The 14,667-nt window shown below is 65.1% G+C and carries 17 protein-coding genes; 6 read left to right on the top strand and 11 right to left on the bottom strand.

All coding sequences use genetic code 11. The features are described 5' to 3' along the window. Positions 1-35: 35 nt before the first annotated feature. Positions 36-908 (bottom strand): cytochrome c biogenesis CcdA family protein, encoded by an 873-nt coding sequence (locus ABH939_RS31165; RefSeq protein ID WP_068575088.1) that lies wholly within the window; start codon positions 906-908, stop codon positions 36-38. A gap of 9 nt (positions 909-917) precedes the next feature. After that, positions 918-1,646, bottom strand: a complete 729-nt coding sequence (locus tag ABH939_RS31170) for a thioredoxin domain-containing protein (protein ID WP_006898205.1) — start codon at positions 1,644-1,646, stop codon at positions 918-920. Between the two features lie 104 nt (positions 1,647-1,750). On the opposite strand from ABH939_RS31170, the gene ABH939_RS31175 reads away from it, so the two are divergent. The 3 genes from ABH939_RS31175 (at position 1,751) to ABH939_RS31185 (ending at position 3,922) form a co-directional block, all read left to right on the top strand. Beyond that, positions 1,751-2,263 carry a hypothetical protein gene (locus ABH939_RS31175; protein WP_006898204.1) on the top strand — a complete coding sequence of 171 codons (513 nt, stop codon included), beginning with the start codon at positions 1,751-1,753 and terminating at the stop codon, positions 2,261-2,263. A gap of 78 nt (positions 2,264-2,341) precedes the next feature. Continuing rightward, entirely contained in the window at positions 2,342-2,749 is a 408-nt protein-coding gene (locus tag ABH939_RS31180) for a DUF302 domain-containing protein (protein WP_006898203.1), read from the top strand. Further along, positions 2,750-3,922 (top strand): hypothetical protein, encoded by a 1,173-nt coding sequence (locus tag ABH939_RS31185; RefSeq protein ID WP_151097341.1) that lies wholly within the window; start codon positions 2,750-2,752, stop codon positions 3,920-3,922. Between the two features lie 22 nt (positions 3,923-3,944). On the opposite strand, the gene ABH939_RS31190 is transcribed toward ABH939_RS31185, so the two are convergent. Continuing rightward, positions 3,945-4,160, bottom strand: coding sequence for a YgaP-like transmembrane domain (locus ABH939_RS31190; RefSeq protein WP_006898201.1), 216 nt, complete (start codon positions 4,158-4,160; stop codon positions 3,945-3,947). Positions 4,161-4,193: 33 nt separating this feature from the next. Here ABH939_RS31190 and ABH939_RS31195 point away from each other — a divergent pair, with 33 nt between their 5' ends. Continuing rightward, positions 4,194-5,039 (top strand): sigma-70 family RNA polymerase sigma factor, encoded by an 846-nt coding sequence (locus tag ABH939_RS31195; RefSeq protein ID WP_182262003.1) that lies wholly within the window; start codon positions 4,194-4,196, stop codon positions 5,037-5,039. Between the two features lie 205 nt (positions 5,040-5,244). On the opposite strand, the gene ABH939_RS31200 is transcribed toward ABH939_RS31195, so the two are convergent. The 7 genes from ABH939_RS31200 to ABH939_RS31230 form a co-directional block, all read right to left on the bottom strand. After that, on the bottom strand, positions 5,245-5,454 hold the full coding sequence (locus ABH939_RS31200) for a hypothetical protein (RefSeq protein ID WP_039868159.1): 210 nt from the start codon (positions 5,452-5,454) through the stop codon (positions 5,245-5,247). A 168-nt stretch (positions 5,455-5,622) separates the two neighbouring features. Next, entirely contained in the window at positions 5,623-6,168 is a 546-nt protein-coding gene (locus tag ABH939_RS31205) for a hypothetical protein (protein ID WP_064113511.1), read from the bottom strand. After that, positions 6,165-7,937 carry a cytochrome c oxidase subunit I gene (ctaD, locus tag ABH939_RS31210; protein WP_404650653.1) on the bottom strand — a complete coding sequence of 591 codons (1,773 nt, stop codon included), beginning with the start codon at positions 7,935-7,937 and terminating at the stop codon, positions 6,165-6,167. The genes ABH939_RS31205 and ctaD overlap by 4 nt, the downstream gene beginning before the upstream one ends. A gap of 82 nt (positions 7,938-8,019) precedes the next feature. Further along, positions 8,020-8,862, bottom strand: a complete 843-nt coding sequence (locus ABH939_RS31215) for a sulfite exporter TauE/SafE family protein (RefSeq protein ID WP_006898194.1) — start codon at positions 8,860-8,862, stop codon at positions 8,020-8,022. Position 8,863: 1 nt separating this feature from the next. Further along, positions 8,864-9,202 (bottom strand): rhodanese-like domain-containing protein, encoded by a 339-nt coding sequence (locus tag ABH939_RS31220; RefSeq protein WP_006898193.1) that lies wholly within the window; start codon positions 9,200-9,202, stop codon positions 8,864-8,866. A gap of 28 nt (positions 9,203-9,230) precedes the next feature. Continuing rightward, positions 9,231-10,019, bottom strand: a complete 789-nt coding sequence (locus ABH939_RS31225) for a GntR family transcriptional regulator (RefSeq protein WP_151097339.1) — start codon at positions 10,017-10,019, stop codon at positions 9,231-9,233. A gap of 485 nt (positions 10,020-10,504) precedes the next feature. Continuing rightward, positions 10,505-11,899, bottom strand: a complete 1,395-nt coding sequence (locus tag ABH939_RS31230; protein WP_006898191.1) for an MBL fold metallo-hydrolase — start codon at positions 11,897-11,899, stop codon at positions 10,505-10,507. A gap of 579 nt (positions 11,900-12,478) precedes the next feature. Here ABH939_RS31230 and ABH939_RS31235 point away from each other — a divergent pair. Next, positions 12,479-13,684, top strand: a complete 1,206-nt coding sequence (locus ABH939_RS31235) for an FAD/NAD(P)-binding oxidoreductase (protein WP_151097337.1) — start codon at positions 12,479-12,481, stop codon at positions 13,682-13,684. Then, entirely contained in the window at positions 13,681-14,217 is a 537-nt protein-coding gene (locus ABH939_RS31240) for a hypothetical protein (RefSeq protein WP_006898189.1), read from the top strand. The genes ABH939_RS31235 and ABH939_RS31240 overlap by 4 nt, the downstream gene beginning before the upstream one ends. 93 nt (positions 14,218-14,310) lie before the next feature. On the opposite strand, the gene ABH939_RS31245 is transcribed toward ABH939_RS31240, so the two are convergent. Then, positions 14,311-14,574 (bottom strand): metal-sensitive transcriptional regulator, encoded by a 264-nt coding sequence (locus ABH939_RS31245; protein ID WP_006898188.1) that lies wholly within the window; start codon positions 14,572-14,574, stop codon positions 14,311-14,313. Between the last annotated feature and the right edge of the window lie 93 nt (positions 14,575-14,667).

Genomic DNA, 14,667 nt, shown 5'->3' on the forward strand with positions numbered 1-14,667 from the left:
TCACATCCCCGCTCCAGTGTCGTAGGCACACCGTCTCAGAGAGTTCGGTCCTCGCGTTCACCGAGCTCGGAGGACTCGGCTGCGGTGTCGCGGTCTCGACCACGGACGATGCGCACCGTCAGGACTGCGATGATCACCAGCACTGCGATCAGGAGCACTGCGGTGTTCGGTACCGCGTCGGCCACGTCGCTGATCCAGACCTGCAGCGAGTACTGACTGTCGACCCCCATGACGCCGCCGAGGTTCGCTGTGCCCTCCGTGAGCAGGAACAGCACTCCGATACCGATGAAAAGCACCCCCGATATCAGAGACGTCGTGTGCGTTTTCAGCGGTCCTATGCTGATTTCCTTGCCGCGCAGCCACGTTCGTGATCCGAGCGAGAATCGGTCCCAGACCAGCGCCAGCACGAACAGGGGTATCACCATCCCCGCTGCGTAGAGTGCCATGAGCACTCCGCCGTATACGGCCTGACCGCCGGCGACGGCAACGGTCAGGACCGCGCCGAGCAGGGGTCCCGAGCAGAACCCTGCGAGCCCGTAGACCGCGCCGAGGGCGAACACCGATCCGGTGGAGGAGACGTCGATGCGCGCGGCTGCTCTCTGAGCGGACCCCAGCGCGAAGCCGCGACCGACGATGATCATCACTCCGAGGGCGATGATGACCACGCCGCCGATCATCGTGGTGACCTCGCGATACCGGGTGATCGCCGAGCCGATGGCCCCGACTCCAGCACCGAGGGGCACCAAGACCGCTGCCAGCCCGAGGTAGAAGATCCCGGTGCGGCCGGCGAGCTTGCCGGCCCCGTCGAAGGCGTACGCGAAGAAGGAAGGAAGTAGCAGGGCCGAGCATGGACTGAGAAGTGCCAGCAGCCCGCCGAGAAATGCTCCGAGAAGTCCGATCTGCGACATCGTGCCGCCCTACGCGCCGGCTGCCGCGTCGATCAGATCGACGAATTCCGAGAACGGTTGCGCGCCCAGAACCGGATCTCCGTTGACCGAGAACGCCGGAGTGGCCGGGATACCCAGCGACTGCGCTTCGGTGGAGTCGGCGGTGATCGCGGCGTCGAATGCGGTGCCGGTGGCGTCGGCGGTGAACCGAGCCATATCCGGTACCCCGGCCTGTTGCGCGTAGCTCTGCAGCGACTCCAGTGTCAGGTCTGCGTGACCGGTTTCGGGAGCATCGGCGTAGACGGCGCGGGTGAACTCCCAGAACTTGCCCTGGGCGGCGGCGGCGCGTCCGGCCCGGGCGGCGTCGAACGATTGTTGCCCGAAAATGGGTAGGTCTCGCCATTCGATGCGCAGGGTGCCGGTGTCGACGTATCGGTCGATCAGCTGCGGCTCGGTGTCCCGGCTGAATTGGGCGCAGAACGGACACCGGAAGTCCGAGAAGGCGATCATCACCACCGGGGCGTCGACGTCGCCGAGGGCCATCGGATCATCGGGCTCGCGGTGCGCCAGATCGCCGAGCGGTCCCATCACCGGCGGTCCGCTCGCGCTGCTCGACCCGGCGTCCGGTGCCGCCTCCGACTGCTCGTCGCCACCGGTCGTTCCGAGTACGAGAGCTCCCACGAGCACGGCCGCCACCACGACGGCGATGGCCAGGAGCACGATGTCGCGGCGGCGAGTGGAGCGAGATGTCGAAGTCATGCAATACCTTTCGGCAGTCGGATACTGGCAGCGATACCCATCTGGGTATAGCCTCACAGTGTCACCCTACTCACACAACTACACCTCGTAGGAGATCCCAGCCGATGACAGAGCCCGCCACCTCCGACCGTCTCGACGTCGATGCTGCCGGCCGTTCCGGTGACGGGGTGATCGCCGAGTCCGATCGTTTCCGGGGTTGGGGGGCGCGGGTACTGCGCGGCACCGTCGCCGGTGTGGTCACGGTGTTGGTGGTGGGCATTCCCACCGACATCATCGACACGCCGGTCTTCGGCCGTGAGGTGCCGGTGCGGGCGTGGGAGCTTCCGGTTCTGCTGGCCACGGCCCTGTTGACCGCACTGTGGTTCGGGATCGACAAACCCGCGCAGGTCGAGCGGACCGGCACACCCGCCGCTCTCGGTGTGGTCCTGACTTTCTTCGCCGTCGGGTGTCCGGTGTGCAACAAGCTGGTACTTCTTGCGCTCGGCACCTCGGGTGCACTGGGGTTGTGGGCACCGATACAACCCATCCTTGCCGGGGTGTCCCTGGCAATGCTGACAGCAGCGGTGATCGTGCGATGGCGCAAACGCGACTGCACCTCCGCGTCCTGCGCAGCATGACCGGGCGACGCCTGCTCACCCGTGCACCGACCATCGGGTGACCGGCACCCGAACCGATCGAAAGGAACCGAACGAACTATGACCGAATTGGCCATCGGTACCCGCGTGGACATGCCGTTCGAGGAAACCGTGGACGCAACCCGTGAGGCACTCGCCGAACAGGGATTCGGAGTGCTCACCGAGATCGACATGCAGTCGACGTTGAAGAGCAAGATCGACGCCGACATCGAACGCTACGTCATCCTCGGAGCGTGCAATCCGCAGTTGGCGAAGGCTGCGATCGACACCGATCGGCAGGTGGGGTTGCTGCTGCCGTGCAACGTGGTGGTGCGGGCCGATGGCAGCAGCACGATCGTCGAAGCGATGAACCCCCAGGTGATGGTGGGGCTCTCGGATGCAGCGGGCCTGGCCGAGGTCGCCGACCGGGCCACTGCACTGCTGCAGAGCGCGATCATGGCACTCGGCGGAGACAGCACCACCGCATAGATGGGTGCGCACCGTATCGGCAGAGCGGCGGCGGTGATCGGGACCGTTGCACTGTGCGCCGTCGCGCTGGCGTCGGGGTGCAGTTCCTCACCTGCTCCCGACACCACGGGCACCGATCCGGCGGCACATCCGTCGTCGCCGGCCGCGCCGCCGCCGGGCTTCGGAGACACGGCCCTGTGGTCGATCCCGTTCCTGTCGCAGCCTCACATCGTCGAGGACGGGTTCGTCGGAGTCGTCGACTCCTCGGACGCATCCGGTTCGCACCGGGTGCAGGTACTCGACGACACCGGCACACCACGATTCGGCGTGGACGTACCCGCCGATCGCGACGAGTTCGCGGTGACGAGCACACACAACCGTGAGCTGTTGATCACCGAGGACATCGATGATCCCGGTTCGGGTGCACCGGCCACGGTGACCGCCCGCGATACCCGCACCGGCGACCTCGTATGGGGTCCGGTCTCCGCTGCAGGCTGCCTGACCGGGTCCGGACTGCTGATCGACGCCGACTGCTCGCAGACAGCAAAGCCCGCGGCCGTGGCCGCCATCTCGGCGACCGACGGACACCGCACCGACCTGACGGGTGCGATCTCCGAATCCGGTGGATACGCGGTCACCGTCGACGGCGACACAGCGCGCATCGTGACCGCCGACACCGGCAACACCGCCTGGTCCACCGACACCCTCACCCCGCCCCCCGCAGCGATCCCCGGGACCGCACGATTCGTCGCCACCGCCGGCAATGCAGGGGTCGTGGCATGGACGATCCCGACCCGTCCCGAACCGATCCAGGCGGTCTATCGCCTCTCCGATGCCGAGCTCCGATGGATCAGCGGTAGCCGCAGTCCGATGGTGATGACCGCCGACAGCAGTAGCGGGGCGACGATGATCACCACCGCAGACCTCACCGACGACGGCATCGCTGTCCTGTTCGAGCAGTACGGCACCCGAGGTTTCACCGCCGATCAATTTCCCGGTGCCGACCGCTTCTCTCTGGTCGGCGGCATCGTCTACGGCGCGTCGGACTCGCGGGTGACTGCCATCGATGCGACCTCCGGCCGCGTCACCGGCACATCACCGAGCGCCGCACCGACAGCAGTGACCTCGAACGGTGTCGCATTGGCCCAGAGCAGCGACGGGTACACCGCATTCAAGGTGATCCCCCATTTCTGAGCTGCCCGCCCGCACACCCCGTTCAGGACGTCTTGGGACGACCTCGAAGATCGACGGAGAACAACGGACCGAGCAGACACACGTTGATCACCCCGGTCAGCACGAAGACACCGCCGATCACTCCCACCACGATGCCCCCGACACCGCCGAGCACGACGGCGACCACGATCAGAGCGATTCCCACCACGATGCGCAGTGCGCGCCCGGCAGTACTGCGCATGAATTCGACGAACGACATGATGATTCCAGTTCTGTAGAGGGACTTTCACTGTTGGACGGGCGAGAACGCCGAAGTGGACCGATCCACGGCTCCTCGCGCGAACAGCCCAACCCCAACCCCAGCCCCGACCTCGACAGCGCGGCATACGACGAGCGCTTCGCGCGCGATCTGATCGACCAGGGCACGACTCTTCGTAGCTTCGCAGCCGCGATGACACGATCACCGGCCGATACCGACGATCTGGTGCAGGACGTCCTCGAACGCGCATGGCGCAACCGGAGAACGTTTCGATCCGAATCGGCGCTCACGACGTGGCTCTACCGGATCACGATCAACCGTGCCCGCGATGTGGCCGCACGCGCGGAGACTCAGCGCACCGAACCATCGGGCACGGGCGACATCGATGTATCGATCAGCGACCTCGAGCACCCCGAGACGGTCGCGCAGGCGCTCAGCGATCGATCCACGGTGCGAGCGGCGCTGGCGACGTTGACCGTCGAGGATCGAATGGTCCTGGCACTGCACGACGGCGAGGGCTGGACGGCGACACAGATCGGTGCGGTCGGCGCGCTCACCACCGCAGCGGTGTACAAGCGCATCCACCGTGCACGGGTGAAGCTGCTACGCGCCCTCGACGACGGTCCCGCACACCCGCGAAACGACTCCCAGGCGTGCCGGCGCACACTCGCCGCGGCATCGGACTACCTGGACGGGCGTCTCGATGTCGACGCGTCGGCCCGCATCGATACGCACCTGCGGCAGTGTCGCCGGTGCCCACCCATCGCACAGGCCCTGATCGGTATCAAGACCGCACTCGGCCTGCGGCCGTGGACCAGCGCGGTACCCGAACAGTTCGTCTACGACGTCGCCCACTTGGGCGGACCCCCGCCGCGATGACCGATCATCCCCGACACCCGGAAAATATACCCCATAGGGTATATTGAAAGTGAATTGTCGACCGAGGGAGAGACTCATGTGCAGGGCTGTCACGTGCAAGAAGTGCGGGAAAACGACGTGGGCGGGATGTGGTCAACACGTCGATCAGGTGATGCGGGGCGTTCCGGCGTCCAATCGCTGCAAGGGGCACGACTCCGATCCGAAGTCACCGGGATTGTTCTCCCGCATGTTCTCCAAGAAGTAGATCGCGGTCCGCAGCCCTGGTCTTGCCAGGGCTGCGACCCGAGTCGTCGTTCTTCGTGGTCTCGCCCGTCGCGGCGCGCCGACCGGCCAGACCGTGCATACGCAGGTCCGCATCGTAGTGAACGAACAGCCCCCACCCGATCAGGTGCAACACCACGACCACACTCGCCATCGCCGGCAAGCGGGGGCTCCGTCGCGGGAAAGTCGATGTCGCGCAGGCACACTCGCGTCGGTCACCGGCACAGCCAGCCGTCCGGCGGGCAGTCGAGGGTAGTTACGATCGACGTCTGCGACCCTGGAGTGGCTTTCGCCGCCGCGGGGTGCAGGCGAGGTTGCTCGATCAGCTTTTCCCGTTCCCGGACATATCGTCGTCGATGCTCGGACCGACCCCGACCCCGACCCCGACCAAGGTCAACGATCGGCGATGGTGAGGATCGACCCACACCGAAATGGTGGCACCGGTCACCAGTGCGCGGACGGTCGACCGTTCTGCACGCACATCGCACTGGTACGTTCCGGACCCGGGCACCGTCACTTCCAGTTCCACCCGTCGTGAATCGATGTCGGTGCCCAGGACCACCGCCCACCCCTCGACGATGTCGTCCTCTCGGTCCGCCGCGGTGTCCCGGACCACGGATACCGCTGCAGGATGCAGCGGTGTGCGGGCTGCGAACATCATCGCCGCCATCAGCAGCACCGCGAAGCCGGCCACCACGGCAGCGGTGACAGCGGTCGCTGACCCGGGTGAGAGTCGAGGGACGAGGAAGGTGAACACCAGGATCAGCGCGAGCACGTAGAACCCCATGGCGACCGCGATCGCGTACGACACCCGTCCCGGTACCAGGACAGCGGCACCTGTCGAGCGCCGTCTCCGCGCGCTCGTCACCGTCTCTCCCCTGAGGTCCCGCTGGCGGTGCCCTCTTCGACGCCGTCGGCGATCACTTCGGAGGGTGCCCGCACAGCGGCGGTGTGGCCCGTCAGCCCGACGTGGGCTTCGGTGCGCATGCGTTCGACCATATGAGGGTAGTGCAGCTCGAACGCCGGCCGCTCGGAACGGATACGAGGTATTTCGGTGAAATTGTGGCGGGGCGGTGGGCAGGTGGTGGCCCATTCGAGAGAGTTGCCGTAGCCCCACGGATCGTCGACGGTGGCGACCTCGCCGTATCGGTAGGACTTGAACACATTCCATACGAACGGCAGCGTGGACAGCCCGAGAATGAACGCTCCGATCGAGGAGATCAGGTTCAAGGTGGTGAATCCGTCGGAGGGCAGGTAGTCGGCGTAGCGGCGCGGCATCCCTTCGTTGCCGAGCCAGTGCTGGACCAGGAACGTCATGTGGAACCCGACGAACGTCGTCCAGAAGTGCCACTTGCCGAGGCGTTCGTCGAGCATGCGTCCGGTGATCTTGGGAAACCAGAAGTACACCCCGGCGTAGGTGGCGAAGACGATGGTCCCGAACAGTACGTAGTGGAAGTGAGCCACCACGAAGTAGGTGTCGGTGACGTGGAAATCGATCGGGGGGCTGGCCAGCAGCACACCGGTCAGTCCGCCGAACAGGAATGTGATCAGAAATCCGATGCTGAACAGCATCGGGGTTTCCAGGGTGACCTGTCCTCGCCACATGGTGCCGATCCAGTTGAACAACTTCACCCCGGTCGGCACGGCGATGAGGAAGGACATGAACGAAAAGAACGGCAGCAGAACAGCTCCGGTGGCGTACATGTGGTGCGCCCACACCGTGATCGAGAGCGCTGCGATGCCGAGGGTGGCGAAGATCAGACCCTTGTAGCCGAAGATGGGTTTGCGGCTGAAGACCGGGAAGATTTCGGAGACGATGCCGAAGAACGGGAGCGCGACGATGTAGACCTCGGGATGGCCGAAGAACCAGAACAGGTGCTGCCAGAGCACCGCTCCCCCGGTCGCCGGGTCGAACACGTGACCACCGAAGTGTCGATCGAAGGCCAGCCCGGCCAACGCGGCCGCGAAGGTCGGGAACGCCAGCAATACCAGCACCGAGGTCACGAGCATGTTCCAGGTGAAGACCGGCATCCGGAACATCGTCATGCCGGGTGCGCGCAGGCACACCACGGTGGTGATGAAGTTGACCGCGCCCAAGATCGTGCCCAAGCCGGACAGGATCAGCCCCAGTACCCACAGGTCGGCGCCGACGCCGGGGGAATGCAGTGCGCTCGTCAGTGGGGTGTAGGCGGTCCATCCGAAGTCCGCGGCACCTCCCGGGGTGATGAACCCGGCGAGCACGATCAGCGATCCGAACACGTACAGCCAGTACGCGAACGCGTTGAGCCGCGGGAACGCGACGTCCGGTGCCCCGATCTGAAGCGGCAGAATGTAATTGGCGAATCCGTACGCGACCGGGACGGCGTAGAGCAACAGCATAATCGTGCCGTGCATGGTGAACAGCTGGTTGTACTGCTCGTTGGACAGGAACTGCAACCCCGGTACGGCGAGTTCGGTGCGCATGAGCAGCGCCATCAACCCGCCGATGAGGAACAACCCGAACGAGGTGACCAGATACATCTTCCCGATCGTCTTGTGATCGGTGGTGGTCACCAATTGGAACAGCGTCGAGCCCTTCGGCTCGTGACGCATCGGATACGGCCTGGCCGCCTCAGGGCGGGGAATCAGTGCGGTCATCGACGATTTCCTCGAACTAGGTGTGGGATGCGCCCGCATTTGCATGCGCAGAAATAGGCTCAGTGATGCACAACGATGTGCGTTACAGGGCCATGGAGGCCTGGACGGTGACGTAGACGGCCACGACGAGCAACAGGGCTGCGAAGCTACGGGTGAGTGTGGTGGCAGAGACTTTGTCGCTGATGGCTTTTCCTGCGAACGATCCGGCGATGGCCGCGAGGGTGAACGGTACGACGATCTCCCACGGGATGGTGGCACCTGTGCCGAGGCGTTCGGTGAAGGCTCCCGCGCTGGTGATGGAGATGATCACCAGCGACGTTCCGACCGCGACGGGCATCGAGTAGCCCAGTGCCAGAACCAGGGCGGGGACGATGAGGAAGCCGCCGCCCACTCCCAGAAACCCGGTGAGGAAGCCGACGACGAGCGCGGAAGCGACCAGCTTGACTACCTGCGACGTGGTGATCTTCACTTTCGCGGGCTTGGTGGCGACCGCAACGGCACCCGGGCGTGTTCCCGCGGTCTCGGCCGGGTTCGGTGTCGGTAGGTCGGCATCGTGTCCACGCCGGGTGCGGCGCAGCATCGCACCGGCGGCGACGATCATCAGTGCCGCGAACGCGAGCAGCAAGATCTGCGGGTCGACCGATCGGTTGAGGATCGATCCACCGAAGGCGGTGACCGAGCCCAGAATTCCGAACACTGCCGCTGCCCGCCACCGAACGTGCCGTGCTCGCGCATGACTGATGGCCGCGATGATCGAGGTGATTCCGACGATGATCAACGAGGCGCTCGTTGCCGACTGCGGTTCGACCGCCAGGAGATACACCAGGGCAGGAACAGTCAGTATCGATCCCCCACCACCGAGCGCGCCGAGGGAAAGACCGATGAGAATCCCTGCGGCAACTGCAATCGCCAGGGTGGCGACCATGTCAGATCACTGCGCCGGGGGTGCCGTCATCACGGACCACAGGGCGGCCGTCTTCGTGCCACGCTTTCATTCCGCCCGACAGATTGTGCGCTGTACGACCGGCATCGGTGAGGGCCGCGACAGCTTTGCTCGACCGAGCGCCCGACCGGCACACCACGACCAATTTCTGCTCAGGAGGGTAGGCAGCAGGATCGAGATCGCCGAGGCGTACATGGACGGCGTCCGGGGCGTGGCCGGCAGCCCATTCGTCGTCCTCGCGGACATCGATCAGGATGGCTCCCGATTCGGCGATCAGTGCATATGCGGCGGCCGGATCGGCTTCCGGTGGTGCTCCAGTCATGAACAACGCTCCTTGGATCAGTGGGTGCTTACAGGGCGTGCAGCGGCGTGGCCGGCACGAAGCGATAGCCCTCGCTCGGTGAGAACGTGGCCGAGACGGTGAACCGATCTCCTCGAATCACTGTGTGCCGCAACTCCACCGGCCGGGAATTCATGCAGCCCAAGCGGCGGATCGACAGCGCCGCGGTCTTCGAGTCGAGTTCGAGTGCTGCCGCATCCTCCGGATCCGGCACGACGGCAGTGACGTCCTCGCGGCCACCGGTCAGGCGGATGCCGCAGCGTTTCTCGAGCTCGATGTAGAGAGCCGTGTGAGTGAAGTCCGCATCCAGGAGGTCGCGTGCCAGCTCCCCCGGCAACCAGGCACGGTCGAGAGCCAACGGCATGGTCCCTGCCATACGGATGCGCTCCAGGTAGAGCAGCGGAGCCTTGGGACCGACCTGCAAGGTAGCGGCCACCGCGGGGTCGGTCCGCAGTTCGAGTGCACGCACCATGCTGTGCTGAGCAACACCCGTGGCTTCCACGGCAGCGAAGAGACTGTAGAGCGCACCGAGTGGCTGCTCGATCACCGGCGGAGCCGCCAACCGAGAAGGCCGGCCACGCTCTGCAATCAAGATTCCTTCGTTCCGCAGGTGCCGCAGGGCCTCGCGGGTGGTGTGACGGCTCACCCCGTAGCTCGTCGTCAACGCATGCTCGCCCGGGAACTCGGAGCCGGCGAATTCGTCGTCACCGATTCGGCGGACCAGATCGGCATGCAGTTGCGCCCACAGCGGCATCGCACTGGAGCGGTCGAGCGCGGCGCTGCGATCGGGTTCAACCATCAGAGGCCCTCCTGTCGATCTGTGTCGGAATCCGAATTCGAGCCGCCGGCTGCTGACCCTCGGGGCCACTGTACAACAAATGTACGTACATCCGTACGGACGGCAGTGATGCTCTCTACGCGTCGAAGCGATGTCGACCGAGGATCTCGGGGACCGCAGCTCCCCCCGTCCCCGAGAAACCATCCGTCGGCGTCGCCGACACACAACGAGACAATGCTTGCTTCGAAAAAAGTTGTTTCCCACCACGAACGAGCGCCTGGTGGAGATCGCGCCGAACCTGGTGAATCCGCCCGCGTAGCGAGCGTCATCGGTTCGCTTCCCAGTCGGTCCCGGATCAGGCCAGTCGGTGCCGGATCAGGAGTGTCGCCCGGGGGCTGCTCGCCCGGGGCCTGCTCTACCGTCGGTGGCGCAGCGAGCCGACAGGGCGAGCACCGGACCGAACCGGGGGCGGACTGCACGACCGCCTCCGATTCGGGCGGGTTCGATCAGACTGTTTCGAGGTTGCGCTCGGCCCAGGCGGCGTAGCTGCCCTCGAGTTCGACAACTCGGTAGCCGGCGCGGCGCAGGGCGCTGGCTGCGACCGCGTTACGGACGCCGCTCTGGCAATAGGTCACGATCGGACCGCCCGTGGGCAGTCCGTCGAGGTTCCACAGCAATCGGCCACCGCTGAGCTGTTCGGAGCCAGGTATGTGGCCGTCGGCGTGTTCGGTTTTGTTGCGCACGTCCAGCACCATTGCCGGGTCGAACGAATCCAGCTCGTCCGCACCGATCGTCTCGGGTGTCGTCATGGGGAGCCCTCGTAGACTCGTGACGTACCCGGTCACCGTATCGATGCCGACCCGCAGCAGGTGATCACGTAGCTCGTCGGCGACGGCGTGGTCCTCGGCGAGCACCACCAGTGGAGTGTCCTCTCGTTCGGGGTCGTAGACCCAGGCACCGAACGAGGCTGCCTTGTCGATGCCGGGGATGTTGAGCGCTCCGGGGACAGCGCCGGCGTGCACCTCATCTTGGCCGCGGGTGTCGAGGAGGACGACCTCGTCGGAGTCGAGGGCGCGTGCCAATTCTGCGGAGTCGTACTCGCGCAAGGGAGAGAGTGGCCCGAGAACGACCGGGCCCTGCTTGTTCTGACGCTTCATCCGGCCGAAGTAGGCGTGTGCATCCGGTTGACCGTCGAGCATCTCGTCGACGAAGCCCTGCTCGTCGTCGCGCTCGACATACCCGGCCCACCAAGCGAAACGGCGTTCGTAGCCGACGCTGGTCGACGGAAGCGCGCCGAGAGCTTTTCCGCAGGCACTGCCCGAACCGTGACCGGGAAAGACCTGGATATGATCCGGCTGCGTGACGAACGACCGCTTCAGACTGCGGAAGATCTGTTTGGCACCCTCGAAACGGGTGTCGACACCGTCTGCAGCTTCGTCGAGTAGGTCCGGGCGGCCGAGATCGCCGGCGAAGACGAAGTCGCCCGTCAACATGTATCCCGGAGCATCGGCGAAGGCGCCGTCGGTCACCAGGAACGAGAGGTGCTCCGGGGTATGACCGGGCGTGTGAACGGCTTGCACGGTGATGTTGCCCAGAGCCAGCGTGTCGCCATCGTGGAGGCGTTCGGCCTCGAAGCCGTACTGCCAGTCGTCGCCGCCCTCTCCTGAGACGTAGGTGGTCGCGCCGGTGGCCTTGGCCAGCTCGCGGGTGCCGGACAGGTAGTCGGCATGGATGTGGGTCTCGGTGACGGCGGTGATGGTCATGCCATGTCGATCGGCCAGGTCCAGGTACACACCGATGTCGCGGCGGGCGTCGACCACCACTGCCTCTCCCTTGGCCTGGCAGCCGATGAAGTATCCGGCTTGGGCGAGGTCTTCGTCGTAGATGCGTTCGAGAAGCATCGAAATCTCCTTGTCGATCGTGGTGGCGTTCGTACAGGTCTCAGAATTCATGGTACCCCGTGGGGTATTTCAGGAGGTTCTGTGCGGCGAGGTGCACGGTTCCGATTCCTGCGGGGTGGAGGTGAAGTGGGCGGCATTCCACTGGGCGACCAGGGGCATCGCAACCGACTGATCCAGCGAGGCGCAACGACTCACAGCGACATCGCAGTGGTTGCCGATCATCACGTCCTCCTCAGCCGTCCGGCACTCGCCGACTCGGGGCGGACGAGGAAATTTCATTCGTCCCGAGTGTGGCGTTTGTCGGTATTGGCGACTAACCTCTTCCATAATGTACGTACATCCGTACGATCAATCAAGGAGAGGGCGACGTACACCTCGGCACGTGCCCTTGCACCACCTGCTCGAACGCCGGAATGACCTTCCAGCACGACTGCTGTGGATGCAGTGCACCTGGCTTCAATGACCACCAATGTTGTGACCACACGGCTCGCGCCCACACCGACGTCGAGCTGAACCACCCGGCATCAACCGAAATCGAGACAGCGCTCACCGAGCTCGTGTCTCGAACAGGAGGACCACATGTCCGCGCACACCATCGACCACAAAGTCGCGATCATCGGCGGAGGCAACGCCGGTATTTCGCTCGCGGCACGTTTGCGGCGAGCAGGAATGACCGACATCGGCATCATCGAGCCGGCAGAGACCCACTATTACCAACCTTTGTGGACGCTCGTCGGTGGAGGCCGCGCCCCGGCCTCGGAGAGTGCGCGCAGCGAGGCGTCGGTGATGCCCCAGGGCGTCGGCTGGATCAAGGATCGCGCCGAGGGGGTCGACCCCGATGCCCAGACGGTCAGCACCTCCTCGGGAACTACGATCCATTACGACCACCTGGTGGTGTGCCCCGGCATCCAGCTCGACTGGGATTCGGTGTCCGGCATGGCCGAATCGATCGACACCCCGCAGGTCTCGAGCAATTACCGCTACGATCTCGCACCCAAGACGTGGCAGATGATTCAAAAGATGCGGTCGGGCACCGCCGTGTTCACGATGCCCTCCGGCCCCATCAAATGCGCGGGTGCCCCGCAGAAGATCGCGTACCTCGCGGCCGACTACTGGCGCGAGCAGGGCGTGCTCGATGCCATCCGAGTTGTCCTCGTCCTGCCCACACCCGGAATGTTCGGGGTACCGGTGTTCGCCGAGGAGCTCGAACGAGTCGTGGCGCGTTACGGCATCGAGGTGCGCAAGAACAGCGAAGTCACCGCTGTCGATCCGGACGGCCGGTCGGTGACGATCACCGACAACAGTGCAGGTACCACCGACGAGCTACCCTACGATCTGCTCCACGTCGTACCGCGCCAATCTGCACCGGACTGGATCAAGGCCAGCCCCATAGCGGACCCCGAGAATCCAGCCGGATACGTCCAGATCGACAAGAACACACTGCGTCACAACAGATTCGACAACGTCTTCGCCCTCGGTGACGCCGGATCGTCACCGAATTCCAAGACCGGTGCCGCCATCCGCAAGCAAGCACCCGTGGTCGCCGAGAACCTGCAGGCGAGCATCGCCGGCCGTCCACTGACCGCACAGTACGGCGGGTACGCCTCCTGCCCCTTGACCACCTCTCGTAAGACGATGCTTCTGGCCGAGTTCGACTACACGATGCAGCCGGCTCCCTCGATACCGCTGATCGACACCACCCGCGAACGCCGCGACATGTGGTTCCTCAAGAGACGCGGACTGCCGGCGTTGTACTGGAATGCCATTCTCACCGGCCGAGCGTGAACGGTCGACCGCCGCACAGTTACGACCGCGAGGGCGACCTGAGCCACTATCGGTCGGTGTTCGAGGCCATCGAACGACGCGTGATACCGGAGGTGGTGATCACCCGAGTCACCCCGTATCTGCTCGTTCTGGTGTCGGCGGCCGTGCTCGGAGTGGTGCTTCCGCACACCGGCGGCGCACACGGGTACGACGTTCTTCTGCGCACCGAAAGCGCCGACGCGGAATCAGCGGGTGTGTTGGCGACACTGTTCACCGCATTCACTCTCACGTTCACCGTCGTAGCGGCCTCGATCGCGCGTCTGGTTCGGCGTTTTCGGTGGGCCGCTCTGGCTTTGGCGGGCAACGGTGTCACCACGGTGTTCGGTGTGCTCGCGATCTGGGCTCGGCAGTCACTGGCACCGACCGCGACGGTGGCGGGTCCATCGATCGGCCTGTATCTGGGGGCGGTGGCAGCCCTGCTGTCCACCGTTCTCTGGGCTCGTGTGGTGTTCACCCGCCCACCCGAGCATCCCGGTCCAGCGCGCAGGAGCTGACACGTCGCGGGCCCGAGCACCCCATCTCGAACCGGCTGTCCTGCCTCGGTCCGATCACCCCCGTGCATCGATGCGGGGGTGATCGGACCGTTGTCAGGCGAGGGCGAGAAAGAGCTTCTCGAGCTCCGCTTCGCTCATCTTCTCCCCTGTTTCCGCCCCGGTGATGCACTCACGGAGTCCGGTGGCGACGATCTTGAAGCCTGCCCGGTCGAGAGCCTTCGACACCGCGGCCAGCTGGGTGACGACGTCCTTGCAGTCACGGCCGCTCTCGATCATCGAGATCACTCCTGCGAGCTGACCCTGCGCACGCCGCAGACGGTTCAGTACCAACGCGATGCTTTCGGTGTCACCGGTCATGTCGTTCAGTCCTTCGTTCGATGAAACTCCAGGTTACCCCTAGGGGTAAGAGTGGTCGTGGTGGCCGACGCCGGACGGTATCGGCCACCACCA

It is taken from the genome of Rhodococcus sp. 27YEA6, assembly GCF_044908235.1.
Lineage (GTDB): Bacteria > Actinomycetota > Actinomycetes > Mycobacteriales > Mycobacteriaceae > Rhodococcus_F > Rhodococcus_F qingshengii.

Bases quoted from the DNA above. Each gene is read 5' to 3' on its own strand.
- ABH939_RS31245 (WP_006898188.1), bottom strand. From the start codon at position 14,574: ATGACCGGTGACACCGAAAGCATCGCGTTGGTACTGAACCGTCTGCGG.
- ABH939_RS31165 (WP_068575088.1), bottom strand. From the start codon at position 908: ATGTCGCAGATCGGACTTCTCGGAGCATTTCTCGGCGGGCTGCTGGCA.
- ABH939_RS31175 (WP_006898204.1), top strand. From the start codon at position 1,751: ATGACAGAGCCCGCCACCTCCGACCGTCTCGACGTCGATGCTGCCGGC.
- ABH939_RS31180 (WP_006898203.1), top strand. From the start codon at position 2,342: ATGACCGAATTGGCCATCGGTACCCGCGTGGACATGCCGTTCGAGGAA.
- ctaD (WP_404650653.1), bottom strand. From the start codon at position 7,937: ATGACCGCACTGATTCCCCGCCCTGAGGCGGCCAGGCCGTATCCGATG.
- ABH939_RS31220 (WP_006898193.1), bottom strand. From the start codon at position 9,202: ATGACTGGAGCACCACCGGAAGCCGATCCGGCCGCCGCATATGCACTG.
- ABH939_RS31235 (WP_151097337.1), top strand. From the start codon at position 12,479: ATGTCCGCGCACACCATCGACCACAAAGTCGCGATCATCGGCGGAGGC.
- ABH939_RS31170 (WP_006898205.1), bottom strand. From the start codon at position 1,646: ATGACTTCGACATCTCGCTCCACTCGCCGCCGCGACATCGTGCTCCTG.
- ABH939_RS31225 (WP_151097339.1), bottom strand. From the start codon at position 10,019: ATGGTTGAACCCGATCGCAGCGCCGCGCTCGACCGCTCCAGTGCGATG.
- ABH939_RS31215 (WP_006898194.1), bottom strand. From the start codon at position 8,862: ATGGTCGCCACCCTGGCGATTGCAGTTGCCGCAGGGATTCTCATCGGT.
- ABH939_RS31200 (WP_039868159.1), bottom strand. From the start codon at position 5,454: ATGGCGAGTGTGGTCGTGGTGTTGCACCTGATCGGGTGGGGGCTGTTC.
- ABH939_RS31190 (WP_006898201.1), bottom strand. From the start codon at position 4,160: ATGTCGTTCGTCGAATTCATGCGCAGTACTGCCGGGCGCGCACTGCGC.
- ABH939_RS31230 (WP_006898191.1), bottom strand. From the start codon at position 11,899: ATGCTTCTCGAACGCATCTACGACGAAGACCTCGCCCAAGCCGGATAC.
- ABH939_RS31185 (WP_151097341.1), top strand. From the start codon at position 2,750: ATGGGTGCGCACCGTATCGGCAGAGCGGCGGCGGTGATCGGGACCGTT.